The 18,375-nt window shown below is 67.5% G+C and carries 18 protein-coding genes; 16 read left to right on the top strand and 2 right to left on the bottom strand.

Going from position 1 to position 18,375, the window contains the following annotated elements:
- The first annotated feature begins 3 nt into the window (after positions 1-3).
- Genes WEA80_10510 through WEA80_10560 form a run of 11 tightly spaced genes read left to right on the top strand, consistent with a single transcriptional unit; the run spans position 4 to position 13,070 of the window.
- The gene (locus WEA80_10510) at positions 4-846 is read left to right on the top strand and encodes a (Fe-S)-binding protein (GenBank protein ID MEX1187009.1); all 843 of its coding nucleotides are present in this window, start codon (positions 4-6) and stop codon (positions 844-846) included.
- The gene (locus WEA80_10515; GenBank protein MEX1187010.1) at positions 843-5,867 is read left to right on the top strand and encodes a 2-oxoacid:acceptor oxidoreductase family protein; all 5,025 of its coding nucleotides are present in this window, start codon (positions 843-845) and stop codon (positions 5,865-5,867) included. The genes WEA80_10510 and WEA80_10515 overlap by 4 nt, the downstream gene beginning before the upstream one ends.
- Positions 5,868-5,871: 4 nt before the next feature.
- A complete protein-coding gene (gene rsxC / locus WEA80_10520; GenBank protein MEX1187011.1) occupies positions 5,872-7,215 on the top strand; it encodes an electron transport complex subunit RsxC in 1,344 nt (447 codons plus the stop codon).
- The gene (locus WEA80_10525) at positions 7,212-8,207 is read left to right on the top strand and encodes an RnfABCDGE type electron transport complex subunit D (protein ID MEX1187012.1); all 996 of its coding nucleotides are present in this window, start codon (positions 7,212-7,214) and stop codon (positions 8,205-8,207) included. Before rsxC ends, WEA80_10525 begins: the two co-directional genes overlap by 4 nt.
- A gap of 17 nt (positions 8,208-8,224) precedes the next feature.
- Positions 8,225-9,628 (top strand): hypothetical protein, encoded by a 1,404-nt coding sequence (locus tag WEA80_10530; protein ID MEX1187013.1) that lies wholly within the window; start codon positions 8,225-8,227, stop codon positions 9,626-9,628.
- A gap of 25 nt (positions 9,629-9,653) precedes the next feature.
- Entirely contained in the window at positions 9,654-10,319 is a 666-nt protein-coding gene (locus WEA80_10535; GenBank protein MEX1187014.1) for an FMN-binding protein, read from the top strand.
- Positions 10,316-10,993, top strand: coding sequence for an electron transport complex subunit RsxE (gene rsxE, locus WEA80_10540; GenBank protein ID MEX1187015.1), 678 nt, complete (start codon positions 10,316-10,318; stop codon positions 10,991-10,993). Before WEA80_10535 ends, rsxE begins: the two co-directional genes overlap by 4 nt.
- Positions 10,990-11,565: an Rnf-Nqr domain containing protein gene (locus WEA80_10545; protein ID MEX1187016.1), complete on the top strand. Its 576-nt coding sequence runs from the start codon at positions 10,990-10,992 to the stop codon at positions 11,563-11,565. Before rsxE ends, WEA80_10545 begins: the two co-directional genes overlap by 4 nt.
- Positions 11,565-11,708 carry a hypothetical protein gene (locus WEA80_10550; GenBank protein MEX1187017.1) on the top strand — a complete coding sequence of 48 codons (144 nt, stop codon included), beginning with the start codon at positions 11,565-11,567 and terminating at the stop codon, positions 11,706-11,708. The genes WEA80_10545 and WEA80_10550 overlap by 1 nt, the downstream gene beginning before the upstream one ends.
- On the top strand, positions 11,698-12,699 hold the full coding sequence (locus WEA80_10555; GenBank protein MEX1187018.1) for an FAD:protein FMN transferase: 1,002 nt from the start codon (positions 11,698-11,700) through the stop codon (positions 12,697-12,699). The genes WEA80_10550 and WEA80_10555 overlap by 11 nt, the downstream gene beginning before the upstream one ends.
- Positions 12,700-12,713: 14 nt before the next feature.
- Entirely contained in the window at positions 12,714-13,070 is a 357-nt protein-coding gene (locus WEA80_10560) for a hypothetical protein (protein ID MEX1187019.1), read from the top strand.
- 26 nt (positions 13,071-13,096) lie between these two features.
- Here the strand turns inward: WEA80_10560 and WEA80_10565 are convergent, their stop codons facing one another.
- Positions 13,097-13,936, bottom strand: a complete 840-nt coding sequence (locus WEA80_10565) for a hypothetical protein (GenBank protein ID MEX1187020.1) — start codon at positions 13,934-13,936, stop codon at positions 13,097-13,099.
- 45 nt (positions 13,937-13,981) lie between these two features.
- Positions 13,982-14,536: a dCTP deaminase gene (gene dcd / locus WEA80_10570; GenBank protein MEX1187021.1), complete on the bottom strand. Its 555-nt coding sequence runs from the start codon at positions 14,534-14,536 to the stop codon at positions 13,982-13,984.
- 194 nt (positions 14,537-14,730) lie between these two features.
- Here dcd and WEA80_10575 point away from each other — a divergent pair, with 194 nt between their 5' ends.
- The 5 genes from WEA80_10575 to nuoE are packed head-to-tail and all read left to right on the top strand — an operon-like array spanning position 14,731 to position 18,323.
- The gene (locus WEA80_10575; GenBank protein MEX1187022.1) at positions 14,731-15,135 is read left to right on the top strand and encodes an NADH-quinone oxidoreductase subunit A; all 405 of its coding nucleotides are present in this window, start codon (positions 14,731-14,733) and stop codon (positions 15,133-15,135) included.
- Positions 15,126-15,794 carry an NADH-quinone oxidoreductase subunit NuoB gene (gene nuoB, locus WEA80_10580; protein MEX1187023.1) on the top strand — a complete coding sequence of 223 codons (669 nt, stop codon included), beginning with the start codon at positions 15,126-15,128 and terminating at the stop codon, positions 15,792-15,794. The genes WEA80_10575 and nuoB overlap by 10 nt, the downstream gene beginning before the upstream one ends.
- On the top strand, positions 15,791-16,492 hold the full coding sequence (locus WEA80_10585; GenBank protein ID MEX1187024.1) for an NADH-quinone oxidoreductase subunit C: 702 nt from the start codon (positions 15,791-15,793) through the stop codon (positions 16,490-16,492). Before nuoB ends, WEA80_10585 begins: the two co-directional genes overlap by 4 nt.
- A complete protein-coding gene (gene nuoD / locus WEA80_10590; protein ID MEX1187025.1) occupies positions 16,489-17,796 on the top strand; it encodes an NADH dehydrogenase (quinone) subunit D in 1,308 nt (435 codons plus the stop codon). Before WEA80_10585 ends, nuoD begins: the two co-directional genes overlap by 4 nt.
- Positions 17,793-18,323 (top strand): NADH-quinone oxidoreductase subunit NuoE, encoded by a 531-nt coding sequence (gene nuoE / locus WEA80_10595; protein MEX1187026.1) that lies wholly within the window; start codon positions 17,793-17,795, stop codon positions 18,321-18,323. Before nuoD ends, nuoE begins: the two co-directional genes overlap by 4 nt.
- The last annotated feature ends 52 nt before the right edge of the window (positions 18,324-18,375 follow it).

Raw genomic sequence — 18,375 nt, forward strand, 5'->3', positions numbered from 1 at the left:
CCGATGGCTGACATCCTGATCGCGGTCTTCACCCTCGGCGGCGTCGGGCTCGTGTTCGGCACCCTCATAGCGACCGCCAACAAGCGGCTCTGGGTGTGGGAAGATCCGCGCGTCGACGTCGTCACGCAGATGCTGCCCAGCGCGAACTGCGGCGCCTGCGGCCTTCCCGGGTGCCGCGCGTTTGCCGAGCAGGCCGTGCAGGGCAAGGTGACTCCAGCACAGTGCACGGTCGCCGGCGAGGAGGCCCGCCAGCAGATCGCCGGCTACCTCGGCGTGGAAGCGGGAGAAGCCGTGAAGAACGTCGCGCGGCTGCTGTGCGCCGGCGGGCTCGACGTCGCGGGCTATCAGGCGGAGTACCGCGGACTCCCGACCTGCGCGGCCGCGGCGGCCGTCGCGGGCGGAGGCAAGGGCTGCGTCTGGGGCTGCCTCGGACTCGCGGACTGCGAGCGGGTGTGCGACTTCGACGCGATCCACATGAGCGAGACGGGACTGCCGGTCGTGGACGTCGAGAAGTGCACGGCATGCGGCGACTGCGTGGACGCGTGCCCCAAGGCGCTGTTCGAGCTGCGGCCGTTGAGCGCGGGGCTCCTGGTGCAGTGCAAGAACCTCGTCGCCGGCGACGAAGCGCTCGAGCAGTGCACGGTCGCTTGTACCGCATGCGCCAAGTGCGTGCAGGACGCGGTCGAAGGGCTGATCAGCGTAGCCAGCGGAGTCGCGGTGATCAACTACGACAGGATCGCGCTGGCCGAGCCGCGCGCGATCGAGCGGTGTCCGACCGGAGCCATAGTGTGGCTCGCGGGAGCGCAGTTCACGCACGAGCCCATGGCCGCGAGGCAGCTCCAATGAAGCTCTGGCCCAAGTCGAGGAGCAAGTCCACTCCCCCGGCCTCGTACCCCTACCCGGGCGAGCTGCGGGCGCTCGACGGCGGGAGCGCCGTCGTGGAGATGGAAATCGCGGCAAGCGAGGCGGCGGGCGCTTATCCGATCACGCCCTCCACCCAGATGGGCGAAGGGTGGGCGGTAGCGGTCGCGGACGGCAAGCGCAACGTGCACGGCCGGCGCCTCCTTTTCTTCGAGCCCGAGGGCGAGCACGCCGCGGCGGCCGTCACCGCGGGCATGTCGATGGCCGGCCTGCGCGCGACGAACTTCTCGAGTGGGCAGGGAATCGTGTACATGCACGAGTCGCTGTACGCCGCGGTCGGCAAGCGACTCACCTATGTGCTGAACATCGCCGCCCGCGCGATCACCAAGCACGCGCTGAACGTGCACGCCGGCCACGACGACTACCACGCCGTGGACGACACCGGCTTCTTTCAGCTCTTCGCGAAAGACGTACAGGAATGCGCCGACCTCAATCTCGTCGCGCATCGCGTGGCCGAGCTGTCGCTCAACCCGGGCATCATCGCGCAGGACGGATTCCTCACGAGCCACGTGATCGAGTCGCTGCGGCTTCCCGAGCGCGAGCTCATCAAGACCTATCTCGGCGACCCCGCGGACCTGATCGAGTCACCGACGCCCGCTCAGCGCATGGTATTCGGCGACACGCGCCGCCGGATACCGGAAGCGTTCGATCTCGACTATCCGGCGATGCTCGGCGTCGTGCAGAACCAGGACAGCTACGCGCAGGGCGTGGCCGCGCAGCGGCCGTTCTACTTCGACCACATCGCCGAGCTGACGGACCGCGCCTTCGACGAGCTTGCCGCGCTCACCGGGCGGCGCTACGCGCGCGCCCGCGGTTACCGGGCCGACGACGCCGAATGGCTGATAGTCGGACAGGGCTCGGTCGTGTCCAACGCCGAAGCCGTCGCCGATCACCTGCGCGCGACGCGCGGACTCAAAGTCGGCGTCGTCAATCTCACGATGTTCCGGCCGTTTCCCACGGACCTGCTGGTCGATTTGCTCGCCGGCAAGAAAGGCGTCGTGGTGATGGAGCGCACCGACCAGCCGCTGGCGGTGGATCCTCCACTGCTGCGCGAGATCCGCGCGGCCATGTCGAAGGCGGTGGAGAACGGACGCGCCGCTCCCGGCGCGCCGCCGCCGTACGCCGGGATCGCGCCGCTGGCCGCGGAGCTGGTGCCCGATTTCTTCACCGCGTGCTTCGGGCTCGGCAGCCGCGACCTGCAGCCTGGTCACATCATCGCGGCCGTGGAGAACATGCTCCCGGGCAGCGCGCGCACGCGGCAGTTCTACCTCGGGATCGACTTCGTGCGGCCGCGCACGCGACTGCCCAAGCTGCAGATCTGGCAGGAGCAGCTGCTCGAGAGCTATCCGCTCCTCGCCGACCTCGCGGTCGAGTCATCGAGCGAAGTAAACCTGCTGCCGCCCGGCTCCACTGCGCTGCGCATCCATTCGGTGGGCGGCTGGGGCGCGATCACGATGGGCAAGACCCTCGCGATGACGGCGTTCGAGCTGCTCGGCCTGAGCATCAAGGCGAATCCAAAGTACGGCTCGGAAAAGAAAGGACAGCCGACGACGTTCTACGCGGTGCTCGCGCACGAGCCGGTCCGGCTCAACTGCGAGCTGCGCCACGTGGACGTCGTGCTCTCGCCGGATCCGAACGTGTTCCGCCACAGCGATCCGCTCGAAGGGCTGGCCGAAGGCGGCGTGTTCGTGGTGCAGAGCGATCTCGCGCCCGAATCGTTCTGGCAGACGCTGCCGGCCAAGGCGCGTCACACGATTCGCGATCGCGGCATCAAGCTGTACGTCCTCGACGCGTTCGTGATCGCGCGGCAGGAAGCGTCCGACGCCGATCTGCGCTTCCGGATGCAGGGCGCCGCGTTCATGGGCGCGTTCTTCGCGACCTCGTCGCTGCTCGCCAGCGAAGGCTCGAGCGAAGCCTCGCTCTTCGAGGGGATCCGCAAGCAGCTCACCAAGAAGTTCGGGTCGAAGGGCGAGCGCGTAGTGGAAGACAACGTCCGGGTCATACGTCGCGGGTTCGACGAAGTCCGCGCGGTGGAAATCGCCGCGGGCGACGTGCCCGACGAGCCGGGAAAGGTGCCGCGGATGCCGGCGCTGCTCGATTCGCCCGGCGCCGAGCGGGGCCCCGGCAACCAGGGCCGGTTCTGGGAGCAGGTGTGCGCGCCGTGCCAGTTGGGCCAGGACGGAATCGCCGACCCCTTCGCGGCCATCAGCACCGTGCCGGCCGTGACGGGTGCCGTGCGCGACATGAGCGGCGTGCGGCTCGAGGTCCCCGAGTTCATCGCCGATAAATGCAGCGGCTGCGGCCAGTGCTGGGTGCAGTGTCCGGACTCGGCGATTCCCGGACTCGTCAACAGCGTGGAGGATGTGCTGGTCGCCGCGATAGACGCGTCGGTGAACGGGCTGCGCATGGATCGCGTTCGACCCATCGTCAAGCACTGGGCCCGCGAAGCGCGGAAGATCATCGATCAGAATCCCGCGGCACCGGTCGCCGACGCGTGGGAGCAGTCCTACCGCACGGTCGTGGACAAGCTCGGGTGGGACGCAGACCGGAAAGCAGCCGCAGAGCCGGAGTTCCTCGCGGCCAATGCCCGGCTCGCCGAATTCCCGCTCGCCCGAACCAAGCCGTTCTACGACGCGCTCGAAGGAAAGGCGAAAGGCACGGGCGGGCTGCTCTCCATCACGGTCAACCCCGAGGCGTGCAAGGGCTGCAATCTGTGCGTGGAGGTCTGCCCCGACGGCGCGCTGCTGACCGTGAAGCAGGACGAGCCCGGCCTCGAGAGATTGCGCCGCAACTGGAGCATCTGGAACAGGCTGCCCGACACCGACGACAGGTACGTGAACGTGTCGAGCGTGGACGAGGGGATCGGCGTGCTGTCGTCGCTGCTGCTCAAGAAGGCCACCTATCGCTCCATGGTCGGCGGTGACGGAGCCTGCATGGGCTGCGGCGAGAAGACGGCCGTCCACCTCATCGTCTCCGCGATCCATGCGTGGATGCAGCCGCACGTGGCGAAGCACGTCGCGCGCCTCACCGAGCTCATCGCCGCGCTGGATAAGCAGGCGCGTGATCTGGTGTCGTCGGCGGCCGATCTCGACGCCGCGGCGTCCGCGAGCGGCTCGGTCGCGGTTCCGATCGACGCGGCCAGGGCCGAGCGGCTGCGCCTGCTCAATTCCGCGCTCCGCGATCTGCGCGACATCAAGTGGCGCTACGTCGAGGGACCCAGTGGCAAGGGCCGCGCGTCGCTCGGAATGACGAACAGCACGGGCTGCTCCTCGGTGTGGGGGAGCACGTATCCGTACAACCCGTATCCGTTCCCCTGGGTCAACCACCTCTTCCAGGATTCGCCGTCAGTCGCCATAGGCCTGTTCGACGCCCACATGCGCAAGATGGCGGACAACTTCACCGCGGTCCGGCGGGCGGCGCTGCTCGCGTCGGGCGAATACGACGCGGCGCGCGACGAGCCGTTGATCGGTGATCTCGAATGGACCCGGTTCACCGACGAGGAGTTCGCGCTCTGCCCGCCGATCGTCGCCATGGGCGGCGACGGAGCGATGCTCGACATCGGATTCCAGAACCTTTCGCGCCTGCTCGCATCGGGGAAGCCGATTCGCGTGGTGGTGCTCGACACGCAGGTGTACTCGAACACCGGCGGCCAGGCGTGCACGTCGGGGTACACCGGCCAGGTCGCGGACATGTCGGCGTGGGGCAAGTCGCAGCACGGAAAAACCGAGACGCGCAAGGAGCTGGCGTTGCTCGCGATCGCGCATCGCGGCGTGTACGTGCACCAGAGTTCACAGGCCGCGGCCTCGCACCTCATCTCGGGGGTGCTGCGCGGGCTGCAGAAGCGGCGCCCCGTGCTCATCAACGTGTACACGCCGTGTCCGGTGGAGCACGGACTCGCCGACGACTGGGCGCAGCACGCGGCGCGCCTCGCGCTCGAGAGCCGCGCGTTCCCGTTCCTCACGTACGACCCCGACGGCGGCCCGAGCTTCGCCGACTGCCTGAGTCTCGACGGTAATCCGTCGCCCGATGGCGAGTGGCCGTCGTACGCGCTCAAGTACCTGGACGAGGCCGGCGCCGAGCAGACGATGGAGCTTCCACTCACCATCGCCGACTGGGCCGCCACCGAGACGCGGTTCAAGCAACACTTCTCCGAGCTGCCCGCGTCCGACTCGGGCGACGAGATGCCGTTCCACGAGTATCTCGCCGCCGGTGCGGACGACCGCGCCGAACGCACTCCCTTCATCTGGGCGCTAACTAAGGACCGGAAGCTCCGGCGACTGAAGGTGTCGGGCGAGATGGTCGGGCTCGCCCAGGAGCGGCTGCAGTTCTGGTCGCAGCTCCGGCAGCTCGCCGGCCTCGAGATCCCGGTGACAGTGCACGACACCGTCGTGGCCGAGATGGAATCGGAGTTCGAGCGGCGCGCCGACGCGCTGCGGCTCGAATACGAGGCGAAGATGGCGGAGCTGCAGAGCAGCCTTCCGGCCAAGATCGCGCGCCGGATGGCGGAAGGGTTGGTCAGGAGCGCGGGCAGCTCGGCCGCGGTGGCCGACCTGCTTGCCTCGCTGCCACCTCCCGGTAAGTCGTCGGGCAACGGCTCCGCGCCGGTCGTCGCCGCGGCCCCAGCGCCGGTCGCCACGCCGGCACCAGTCGCCGCGCCTGCGGCGGCCGCGGCCGCAGTGGCCGACGACGAGCCGCTCGTGCTCGAGGCGTATATCGATTCCGCCAGCTGCACGACGTGCAACGAGTGCACGGACCTGAACAACAGGTTGTTCGCGTACAACGCCGACAAGCAGGCGTACATCAAGGACGTCACTGCCGGCACGTTCCAGCAGCTCGTCACCGCGGCCGAGCGCTGCCCCGTGGCCATCATCCATCCCGGCACGCCGCTCAACGCGAAGGAGAAGGATCTCGCGAAGTGGGTGAAGCGCGCCGAGAAGTTCAACTGAGCCCATGACCGGCTTCCGGACCGCGCTCCGGACTGGATTCCGGCACGGGGTGCACCCGGCCGAGGAGAAGGGGCTCACGAGCCATCTCCCCATCCGGCGCATGCCCTATCCGGCCGAGCTGATCCTCCCTCTGCGGCAGCACGCGGGCAAGCCGGCGAAGCTGTGCGTCAAGGTCGGGGACATAGTCGAGCGCGGCGACAAGATCGCGGAAGCCGACGGCTACATGTCGGTCCCGGTTCATGCGTCGGCGGCGGGCACCGTGGTTGGCGTTGAGCTGTGGCCGCACCCCGACGGATCGATGGCGGAGGCGGTGCGCATCGAGGTGGCGCAGTACGCTCCGCACGTTCCACGTCCCCGGCTCGTGCCGCATTGGGAGGGACTGACGCCGGAGCAGGTCGTGTCGGCGGTGCAGCAGGCGGGAGTGGTAGGGCTCGGAGGCGCGGCGTTTCCCACGCACGTGAAGCTGGCGCCGCCCAAGGAATTTCCGGTGCACACGCTGATCATCAACGGCGCCGAGTGCGAGCCGTATCTCACCTCCGATCACCGGACGATGGTCGAGTATCCGGAGCGGGTCCACTTCGGCGTGCGGGTGATGATGCACGCGATCGGCGTGCGGCGGTGCGTGATCGGAGTCGAGCGCAACAAGCCGGACGCGATCGAAGCGCTCCGGCGAACCGTGCCGACCGACCTGGACGTGACGATTCTCCCGCTCACGGTCAAGTATCCGCAGGGCGCGGAGAAGATGCTCATCCACGCCGTGACCGGCGTCGAGGTAGCGTCGGGGAAGCTGCCCGTCACCGCGGGAGTCGTGGTGCAGAACGTCGGCTCGGTCGCGGCCATCGCGGAGGTGTTCGAGACGGGGCTGCCGCTGGTGGAGAGGATCGTCACGATATCGGGCCACGGGCTGAGAAAGCCCGCGAACCTCATCGTTCCCGTGGGCACCAGGCTGCGCGACGTGCTCGCGTTCTGCGACGGAATGACCGCGGACGCCGCCGAGGTGATCGTCGGCGGACCGATGATGGGTCTGGCGCAGGCCAATCTCGACGCGCCGGTAGTCAAAGGGACGTCCGGCGTCGTCGTGCTGGAGAAATCCGAGACGCGCAGCGCGAAGGTGTATCCGTGCGTGCATTGCGGGAAGTGCGCGGACGCATGCCCGGTCTTTCTCAATCCGTCGCTGCTCGGCGATCTCGCGCGCGTGCAGCGGTACGAAGAGATGGCCGCTCTCCACCTGGCCGACTGCATGCTCTGCGGCTCGTGCGCGTACGTCTGCCCGTCGAACATCCCGCTCGCGCAGCTCTTCCAGGCGAGCAAGGTCGCGCTGCGGCGCGCCGCGGCGGCTGTCGCGTGAGCACCGACAAGCTCGTCGTCACCGCCTCGCCGCACGTGCGGTCGGCCGATTCCACGCCGCGCATCATGTGGCACGTGGTGGGGAGCCTCGTCCCGGTGATCCTCGCCGCAGCGTGGTTCTTCGGGGTGAGCGCGCTGCTCCAGGTCGCTACCGCGGTCCTGGTCTCGCTGGTGACGGAGCGCGCGACGGGGAAGGGTGGAGCGATCGCCGACGGATCGGCCACCATCACCGGGATCCTGCTCGGGCTTTCGCTGCCCGCCGGTTTTCCGCTGTGGATGACGGCGCTCGGCGCCGCGTTCGCCATCGTGTTCGGCAAGCAGGTTTGGGGCGGCCTCGGACAGAACGCGTTCAACCCGGCGCTCGTCGGCCGCGCGTTCCTGCAGGGCGCATTCCCGGTGGCGATAACCACCTGGCCGTCGGCCGGCGGAGGATTCTTCACTCTCCGCGGCGACTTGTTTGCGCTCCCGTTCGCCCGTCCGCAGCCGTACGCGGAGACATCCGCGACTCCCCTCGGACTGTTCAAGTTCGAGGGCGAAGGGACGTCGCTCGGCAATCTCGTCATCGGCAATACCGGCGGCTCGCTCGGCGAGACCGCGGCGCTGGTAATTCTCGCGGGCGGCATCTACCTCGCTTGGCGCGGCTACCTCAACTGGCGGATTCCGGTCAGCGTCATAGCCACGGTCGCCGCGGTCAGCGCGGTCGTGCGCCTGCTCGACGCGAGCGCGCCGGATCCGTGGTTCATGGTCTTCTCCGGCGGGCTGATGCTCGGCGCCGTGTATATGGCGACCGACATCGTCACCGCGCCCATCACGAATGCCGGCAGATGGGTCTTCGGCGCGGGCATCGGAATCCTCGTGGTCGTTATCCGGCTATGGGGCGGGCTCGCAGAAGGCGTGATGTACGCGATTCTCTTCATGAACGCCCTCACGCCGTTCATCAACAGGGCAACACAGCCGCGCGTGTTCGGGACGCGGCTTCGCACCGCTACATGATCAAGCCAACCAAACCCATGCCTTCATTGCGCATTGCACTGCTTCTCGCCGTTATCCTGCCAAGCCCGGCGTCCGCCCACGACGGCACCACCGGCTTTACCGGCGCGTGCATCGGTCCGGTCCCGATCGAGTTCATCCTCTTCGGGATCGTCCTCGCGGGCGTCGCCGCGTTCCATCTGCACACGCTCCGCATCGCGCTCTTCGGCGCCATCGGCATCGCGCTGTACAAGATCATCGCGTCGCCGTTCGGCACCGGGGGAGGTGTCGGCGGCTTCGGTCTGCATCTGGCGCACGAGTGGGTGATCCTCATCAACCTGCTGCTGCTGCTGGTCGGCTTCGTGCTCCTCGCGAGGCACTTCGAGGCGAGCCAGCTGCCCGCCGTCCTGCCGCGGTTCCTGCCCGACGGCTGGCTGGGCTGCTTCGTGCTGCTGGCGTTGGTCTTCGTCCTGTCGAGCTTCCTGGACAACATCGCGGCGGCGATGATCGGCGGTGCCATCGCTCACACCGTGTTCAAGGGCAAGGTCCATATCGCGTATCTGGCCGGTCTCGTCGCGGCGGCGAACGCGGGCGGCGCCGGCAGCGTGATCGGAGATACCACCACCACGATGATGTGGATCGCCGGTATCGCGCCGCTGGAGGTGGCGCATGCCGCCGCCGGCTCGATCGTCGCGCTGCTGATCTTCGGCGTGCCGGCATCGCTGACGCAGCAGCGGTACTCACCCATTCAACAGCACGCCTCCCCCGATGCCCGGGTAGACTGGATGCGTGTCGGCACGGTCGGCGCGATCCTGGCGGCCGCGGTCGGGATGAACGTCCTGATCAACACCCGCTTCACCGAGCTGTCGGACAGTTTTCCGTTCCTGGGCGCGGCCGTATGGGGCGCGCTGCTGCTGACGGCCGGACTGCGCACGCCCCAATGGAGCCTGGTGCCGAACGCGCTGAAGAGCTCGGCGTTTCTGCTCTCCCTCGTATTGATCGCGTCGATGATGCCCGTGGAGCGCCTGCCGGCCGCGTCCTGGCTCTCGGCGCTCGGGCTCGGGTTCGCGTCGGCGGTGTTCGACAACATCCCGCTCACGGCGCTCGCGCTCAAGCAGGGCGGCTACGACTGGGGTGTCCTGGCGTACGCCGTCGGCTTCGGCGGCTCGATGATCTGGTTCGGATCGTCGGCCGGCGTGGCGCTCTCGAGCATGTACCCGGATGCGCGCTACGCGGGCCGCTGGCTGCGGCAGGCGTGGTACGTTCCGGTGGCGTACGTGGCGGGGTTCTTCGTCGTCGTGCTCCTGCTCGGCTTCAATCCGGGGAGCGTGCCGAGGAACAGCCAGGCTGCTGCCCGGCGCCCCGCGCCGGAGGCAGTCGTCACCACACCGGCAAAAGTGTCTACGGTGTCGCTGACGGACACCACCGCCGGCCCGCGTCGGTGACGAACCGCATGCCTGGAGCCTGCACGTGAACGGCCAGGGCGCGATCTCGGTGCCGGCCGCCGCTCCTCCGGGGTCGTCGACTCCCGCGTGGCGGCTACTCGGAACGCTGACGCTCGCCGGAGCTTTTGCCGGCGCGCTCATCGCGCTCGTGTATCAGATGACGCTGCCCTCGATCGAGCGGTACGCCGGCGCCAAGATCTCGGGCGCGGTGCGCGAAGTGCTGGGCGCGCCCGCCAGGCTGGATACGCTGTATCTCGTCGGAGACAAGCTCACCAGAACGTCTCCCGGCGCCGGGGCTCGCAACGTCTCGCGGGCGTTCGTCGGCTTCGACGAGAAGGGAGCTCGCACCGGCGTCGCGGTCGAAGCCGCCGAGCCCGGGTTCGCCGACCTGGTGCTGCTGATGGTCGGCTTCAACCCCGATACGCGCGCCATCACCGGCTTCGTCGTGCTGGGCCAAAAGGAAACTCCGGGGCTCGGCGACAAGATCAAGCGCGACAGCTCTTTCGTGAGTCAGTTCCACGGCAAGGTCGCTCCGCTCAGGGGCGCGAAGAGCGAGACCGCCGACGCCAGCACGGTGCGGACGATCACCGGCGCGACGATCTCCTCGCGCGCGGTCATCCAGATCATCAACAACGCCGTGGCGCTCTGGCAGCCGCGGGTCGCCGCGTTCGACGCGGGGGAAGGCCAATGACCGCCCCGACGACGACCGTCTCGACGGCAGCGTTCGTTCCCGGCGCGCCGCCGCCCGCGCCGCTGTGGTCGGACGTGGCGCGCGGCATCGCGCGCGAGAATCCGGTGTTCGTGCAGATGCTCGGCCTGTGCCCGGCGATGGCCGTCAGCAACATGCTCACCAACGGTCTTGCCATGGGGATCGCCACGACGTTCGTGCTTACGGCGTCGAGCTTCATGATCTCGATGCTGCGTAAGTACATCGCGACCGAGGTGCGGATAGCGGCGTACATCCTCACCATCGCGACGTTCGTGACGGTGGCCGACCTCGTTCTCGCGGCGACCTTTCCGGTGACCTCCGAGGCACTGGGACCGTTCGTTCCGCTGATCGTCGTCAACTGCCTGATCCTCGGGCGGGCGGAAGCGTTCGCCAGCAAGGTGCGGCCCGTCCGCGCGCTGGCCGACGCGGTCGGCATGGGCGCCGGCTTCACGCTCGCGCTTTCGACCATCAGCGCCATCCGCGAGCTGCTGGGCAGCGGATCGCTCTTCGGCGTCAACGTGCTCGGTCCGGCGTTCGAGCCTTGGGTGGTGATGGTGATGCCGGCGGGCGGATTCCTTACCCTCGGTGTCGTGCTGCTGCTGATGGGGTGGTACGGCACGTTGAAGGCCCAGCGCGTGAAGGCGGCTGCCGCATGAGCAATCTCGCCTGGATTTTTCTCTCCACGGTCCTCGTCAACAACTTCACGCTGGCGATGTTCCTCGGACTGTGTCCGTTCTTCGGCGTCACCTCCAAGGTCGGCAACGCCTGGCGGCTGGGCGCCGCGAACATGTTCGTGCTGCTGATCACCGCGGTGAGCGTCTGGTTCCTGAACGCGTTCGTTCTCGCGCACACGCCCTTTCTGCGCACGATCGCCTTCATCGTCGTCATCGCGTCGTCGGTGCAGATCGTGGAGATGATCATCAAGAAGTTCCTGCCCGTTCTCTTCCGCGAGCTCGGCATCTTCCTGCCGCTTATCACCACCAACTGCGCCATCCTGGGACTCGGCCTCTTTCAGACGAGCCGGGGCTACGGCCTGGCGGAAGGTCTCGCCTTCGCGCTCGGCGCCGGCTTCGGCCTCACGCTGGCGCTGACGCTGATGGCGTCCATCCGCGAGCGGATCGAGGTGGCCGACGTGCCGGCGATGGCGCGCGGGATGGGACTCGTGCTCGTCGTGGCGTCGTGCCTGTCCATGGCCTTCATGGGGTTCGCCGGGATGGGAACCAGCTGATGGGCAGCATTCTCGGAATCATCGCCTGCGCCGCTCTCTTCGCGCTGTACGGCATGGTGCGCCATCGCGGCTGCACCGGCCATTGCGCGGGTTGCGCGGGAGAGTGCGGGCGTCACACAGAGGGAGATTACGATGGCGCGTGACCCGATCCTCCGCCGGCACCCCGACCGGCGCGAATTCCTGACCATCGGCGTAGGCGTGTTCGTAGCGCTCTCGCTGCCGGCGTCGCTGCGCCGGTACACACCGCTGGTGCGGCGCAGGATCCCGTTGATGGGAACAATCGCCGAGATACAGGTGGCGGACCGTGACGAGCGCTTCGCCGCGCGCGCGATCGACGCGGCTGTCTCCGAGCTGCGGTGGGTGGAGAGCACGATGACCCGCTTCCGGAGCGATTCGGACATCGGTCGGGCCAATCTCGGCGCCGGCCGTGATGGCGTGCGCGTCACCGCCCAGTCCGGCGCGGTGATCGCGACCGCGCTGCGCGTTGCGTCGGCGAGCGACGGCCGGTTCGATCCCGCCATCGGAGCCGTGTCGGAGCTGTGGGACGTTCTCAACAGGCACGAGCCCCCCGCGCCCGACCGCGTTCAGCGGCTCGCGGCGCGCGACATGTGGCGGAAGGTGGACGTGGCGGCGGACGCGGGCTCCGATGGAGCGCTGGTTCGCTTCAATGATCCCGATCTCCGGCTCGATCTCGGAGCGATCGCCAAGGGCTACGCCATCGACCGCGCCGCCGGCGCGCTGCGCAGCCGCGGCGTGCGCCACGCGATAATCACGGTCGGCGGCGACCTGTACGCGCTTGGCCGGTCGCCGGAAGGGGAGCCGTGGACCGTCGGCATCCGCTCGCCGCACGACCGGGACGAGCTCGTCTCGACCCTGCACGTGAGCGACCGCGCCGTTGCCACCTCGGGCGATTACGAGCGCTTCTTCAGCTGGCGCGGCCACCGGTACCACCACTTGATCGATCCGCTGACGGCCGCGCCGCGAAGCACGCCGTTTCACAGCGCGACGGTGCTCGCCGACCGGTGCATGGACGCGGACGCCGCGGCCACGGCGATATTCGGGCTGCCCCGGGACGCCGCGCTCGCGATCGCGCGAAGGCTCGACACTACCGCCGACGTGATTCCATTGACCTGAGCCAGGGAGCTGCCATGAAGACAGTCAACGCGTACTGCTCGGCGTGCGATCAGGAGGTGAGGCTCGTCCTCACCGACGAGCCGATCGCCGATGATCCCTCGCCGATACACGACCGCGAGGTCGTGTGTCTCGAGATCGGCGAGCATTGCACCGGCGCGATGTGTCCGATCGGCGCGGTTCCGCCGGTCGTGATGGCGGCGCGGCTCGTCCGGAACGGACTGCAGACGACGATGCAGCCGATCATGACGGCGATGTGCCCCGCGTGCGACGGCCGCGCGGATTTCGTGATCGTGAGCAGGGAGTACTGCATCTGCTCGGTGTGCGGCACGACGTCGCGGCGGGAGAGCATCTTTCCAAAGGCTGTGTGCTGATGGGCTGAGGCCCGGCGGCCGAAGGCTCAGCCGGCAGGCGCGTCCGCGTTCTTGGTGAATTCAATCCAGTGGTGCCAGGAGATCGAGTTGACGCTCGACGTGAGCTGCACGCGCAGACCGTCGACGTCGGTCGCTTCGCCCAGTATCACGAGCGCCTGATCGCCGGCCCCGAAGATCGACCAGACGTCGTAGCCTTCCGGGCTCGCGGCGATGAAGCGCCAGTGGATGAACTGCCCGTAGTCCCTGCCGACCTCGAACCCCAGCAGATCACCGCCGTATAGCGCGGAGTCGACCGCGTCGGCGTACTGCGCCCTTTCCGCAACTTGGAGCACCTGTCGCCGTTCGCCCGCGTCATTGACGACGATGGCGACTCCGGGCTCGTCCGTGGGCTCGATGCGCCAGTTGGTGGGCAGGTACAGCTCGAACGGCGAGGGAAATTCCGGCGGCGCGAACCGGGCGAATCCCCAGTCGGGCCGGACATGGTGTTTGTGCTGGAAGTCGTCGAAGCTGAGCTCGATGCCGCCGCCGAGCAGCTCGCGCAGAGCAGGTACGGTTCCTTCGACCGCGTCGTCCGGGATCTCGCCGGTCTCGAGCCAGCGGTCCGTGAGGTCGCCCGCCAGGGTGCGGATCGCGGTCTGGGCGTCATCCGGATTAGGCGGAGGAGACATCTCGCCTCCAGTGGGGCGGGCGCTGGACTGAGGCGTCTCCTTGCACGTCCACCTCGAGTAGCCGTCGAGCACAAGGGCAACGCCGATCGCAACCACGGCCGCCATTCCCAGCGTGCTGGTGATGCCGAGCCATTGCGCGATCAACGCAGCAGCGATACCGGCGAAGAGTCCCAGCGCGATCATGATTCCGCGGATCAACGGAACCCTCCGGATCAGTGGACGAGGTCGAGCTCCAAAAACGGGCTACAGCCTCGGGAGCGTTACCCCCGTCTGCGACTGGTACTTGCCTTTCTTGTCCTTGTAGCTCACCTCGGGCGGCTCGTCGCCGCGGAAGAACAGCACCTGCGCGATCCCCTCGTTCGCGTAGATCTTCGCCGGCAGGGGAGTGGTGTTCGAGATCTCCAGCGTCACGTGCCCCTCCCACTCCGGCTCGAGCGGCGTGACGTTTGTAATAATTCCGCACCGGGCGTAGGTGGACTTGCCCACCGTCACCGTCAGCACGTCCCGTGGAATCCTGAAGTACTCCACCGACCGCGCCAGGGCGAACGAGTTGGGCGGCACGATGCAAACATCCCCCTCGAACTCCACGAACGAGTTGGAATCGAACTGCTTGGGGTCCACCACCGAGCTGAGCACGTTGGTGAAGATCCTGAACTCGCTGGCCACCCGCATGTCGTAACCGTATGAGCTGACTCCGTAGGAGATCACGCCCTCCCGCACCTGCCGTCCCTCGTACGGATCGATCATGCCGTGCTCGGTGGCCATGCGCGTGATCCAGCGATCGTTCATTATCGACATAACGACTCGGAAATAGGCGGTTTCGGAGGAGATCGCGACCGCCGCAATGTACGGACGTCGAAAGTGCATCGGAAGCCGATGCTCGATGGCGTTGAAATAGCTTTTCTCCCCGGATAGACTTCCCCGCGTCGATGCTCGTGAAAAATTTCACGAAGTCGGCCCTCCCCGTTTCCACGAGCCCGTACCGCCCAGCGATGGTTAAAGCCTACATACCGGTTCTGCTGTTGATGGGCTTCGCCGCGCTGAACGCGGTGTTGATGCTCGGCATGTCCGCGCTCATGCTGCGCAGCCGGCCCACGGCGGACAAGCAGATCCCGTACGAATCCGGCATCACGCCGCTCGGCGACGCGCGTGAACGATTCTCGGTGAAGTTCTACATGGTCGCGATGCTGTTCATCATCTTCGACATCGAGATCGTGTTCATGATCCCGTGGGGCGCGCACTACAAGCAGCTCTCCTGCTCCGAGCCACTGGTGAACGGGAGCTGCGCCGCGGCGAACGTCTCCTTCTTCGGGCTGGGTGAGATGCTCGTCTTCATGGCGATCCTGCTCGTGGGCTACATCTACGTATGGAAGAAGGGAGCGCTGCAGTGGGATTGAGCAGGCATCCGTCCCTGGCCGACACACAGACGCTGGCCGCCAGAACCACGGCGGACCGCCAGATCGTCTCCTACGACCCCAAATCGCAGGAAGGCTGGGTCACCACGCGGCTCGACTTCCTGGTGAACTGGGGACGCGCCAACTCCCTCTGGCCGATGCCGTTTGGCACCGCCTGCTGCGCGATCGAGTTCATGGCGACCGCCGCGAGCCACTACGATCTCGCGCGCTTCGGCATGGAGCGCATGAGCTTCTCGCCGCGCCAGGCGGACGTGCTAATCTGCGCCGGCCGCGTGCCGTTCAAGCTCGCGCCGATCATCCGCCGGATCTGGCAGCAGATGCCGCAGCCAAAGTGGTGCATCTCCATGGGCGCGTGCGCCTCTACCGGCGGGATGTTCGACAACTACGCCGTGGTGCAGGGGATCGACACGATCATTCCCGTCGACGTCTATGTCCCGGGCTGCCCGCCGCGGCCCGAAGGGCTGCTGCACGGAATCCGAATGCTCCAGGAGAAGGTCAAGAACGAGCGCGCCGCCGACAAGCGCACGCGGGATGAGATGGAGCCCGATCCCAACAGCAAGCTGTACATCCCGCCGGACATGATCGACGAGCTGTCCGAGCCGTTCGGCAACTCCATCCACCAGACCCGCTCCGCTCCGTGACGGCGCCTTTCGGAGTCGTCACGCCGGGCAGCGCGGCGCCCGGCGCGAGCGCACCGGCTACGCCGAGGAACCTGCCGCATACCGGTGGCGAGGCCAATCCGTCGGCGGAAGCGCTGCGCGCGAAGTTCGGCGCCGCGATCGAGCGCGTGGACGTGGTGTGGGGGGAGACGACGGTGTACGTGCAGCGCGCTCGGCTGCTCGACATCGTGCGCTGGCTGCACGACGATCCCTCGCAGCAGTACGACTACCTGTCCGACGTCACCGCAGTGGAGCACCGCGACCTCGACCAGCCGCTGGAAGTCGTCTGGCATCTGCGCTCGCTGCCGTTCCGCCGCTTCCTCCGCCTGAAGGTGAGAATCCTGAAGGGTGAGAAGCTCGAGGTGGACAGCGTGTGGCCCGTGTACAAGGGCGCCGACTGGCTCGAGCGCGAAGCCTACGACATGTTCGGCGTCAACTTCCGCGGCCACCCGGACATGCGCCGCATCCTCATGTGGGAGTCCTTCAAGGAGGGCTACCCGCTGCGGAAGGATTTCCCGCTCCGCGGCCGGTTCAGCCGCTCCGAGCAGCTGCGGCAGGCGCTCGACCAGGATCCGGAAGCGCGCTACTCCATGGAAGAGCTGTCCGTGGCGGACGCGTTCGAGGACCTGCCGCCGGACATGCGCGAGCGTCTCGCCTCGGGCGAGAAGGTCGGCGAATGAGCCCGCGGCGGACCGTCGAGTACGAGCTTTCCACCACCGGCGTGGACGCGCAGGGCCGCCCGCGCCGCGTGCCGCTGGTCACGGAAGGCGGGACCGCCGTGGCGGTCGAGCCTGAGCTCACGCTGGAGCCGGAGCTCGAAGGCGAGCACATGCTTATCAACCTCGGACCGCAACACCCCGCCACGCACGGCGTGTTGCGCCTGGTGCTCGAGCTGGACGGTGAGACGGTCGTCCGCTGCATCCCGCACATCGGCTACCTGCACTGCGGCTTCGAGAAGATCGGCGAATACCGGCAGTACAACCAGATAATCCCGTGGACCGACCGGGAGGACTACCTCAACTCGCCGGGCAACAACGTCGCGTTCGCGCTTGGCGCCGAGCGCCTGTTCGGGATCGAGATCACCGAGCGGTGCAAGGTCCTCCGCGTCATCGCCTGCGAGCTGTCGCGGATCATGTCGCACCTCGTCTGGCTTGGCACCACCTGCATCGACATCGGCGCGTTCACGCCCTTCCTGTGGAGCTTCCAGGAGCGGGAGAACATCTACAAGCTGCTGGAGGACTGGATCGGCGCGCGGCTCACGACTTCGCTCACGCGCGTGGGCGGCATGGGCGCCGACATCCCATCGGGCTGGACGCAGGGACTCAACAACTTCATCCGCACCTTCCCGAAGACGATCGACGAAGTGGACCGGCTGCTCACGCGGCACGCGATCTGGGTGGGACGCACCGTCGGGCTCGGCGTGATGTCGCCGGAAGAAGCGGTGAACTACGGCCTGTCCGGCCCGATGCTGCGCGCCTCCGGCGTGGCGTACGACGTCCGCCGCGATTTCCCGTACCTCGATTACGAGACGTACGACTTCGACGTGCCGGTCTCAACGCATGGCGACGTGTACGACCGCTACCTCGTTCGCATGGAGGAGATGCGGCAGTCGGTGCGCATTCTCCAGCAGGCGCTCGCCCGCCTTCCGGACGGCCCGATCAACGTGGACGATCCGCGCGTGATCCTGCCGCCCAAGAACAAGGCGATGAACGAGATGGAATCCATGATCCATCACTTCAAGCTGGTGATGGAGGGCCCGCGCCCGCCGATCGGGGAAGCGTACGTCGCGGTCGAGAGCCCCAAGGGCGAGAAGGGATACTACATGGTCTCCGACGGCACGTCGAAGCCGGTGCGCTGGCGGATCCGGCCGCCGTCGTTCGTGAACCTTTCCGCCATCCCGAAGATGGTCGAAGGGCATCTGCTCTCCGACGTGATCGCGATCAATGCGAGCATCGACATCGTCATGGGAGAGATCGACCGGTGACGCACGCTCCCCCGCTCGCGATGGCTCCCGGCGGACACGCTCCGGAACCGCACGTTCCGGTCTTCACCGGCGAGGCGCGCCGGCAGCTCGACGAGCTGCTCACACGTTACCCGACGAAGATGGCGGCGCTCCTGCCCGCGCTCTGGATCGTGCAGGATTCGCGCGGCTGGGTCAGCGACGGATCCATGGCGGAAGTCGCCGAGCTGCTGGACCTGACGCCCGCGTACGTGAAGGGCGTGGTGACGTTCTACTACATGTATCATCAGCACCCGGTGGGGAAGTACTTCATCCAGGTGTGCACGACGTCGCCGTGCGCCATTCGCGGCGCCGAGGACGTGGTCAAGTCGCTGCTCAAGCACACCAGGTGCGGCGAGCTGGGCACGACCTCGCCCGACGGAAAGTTCACGGTGATCGAGGTCGAGTGCCTCGGCGCGTGCGGCTTCGCGACGCCGATCATGGTGAATTCGGAATTCATCGAATCCGTCACTCCTGACGGGGTGCCTGACTTACTGGCCAGGTTCGAATGAGAGAGCTATTGGCTATTGGCTATTGGCTATTGGCTACGGCGATCACGAGGGC

The sequence above is a fragment of the Gemmatimonadaceae bacterium genome (assembly GCA_040882285.1).
Classification (GTDB): Bacteria; Gemmatimonadota; Gemmatimonadetes; order Gemmatimonadales; family Gemmatimonadaceae; genus JACDCY01.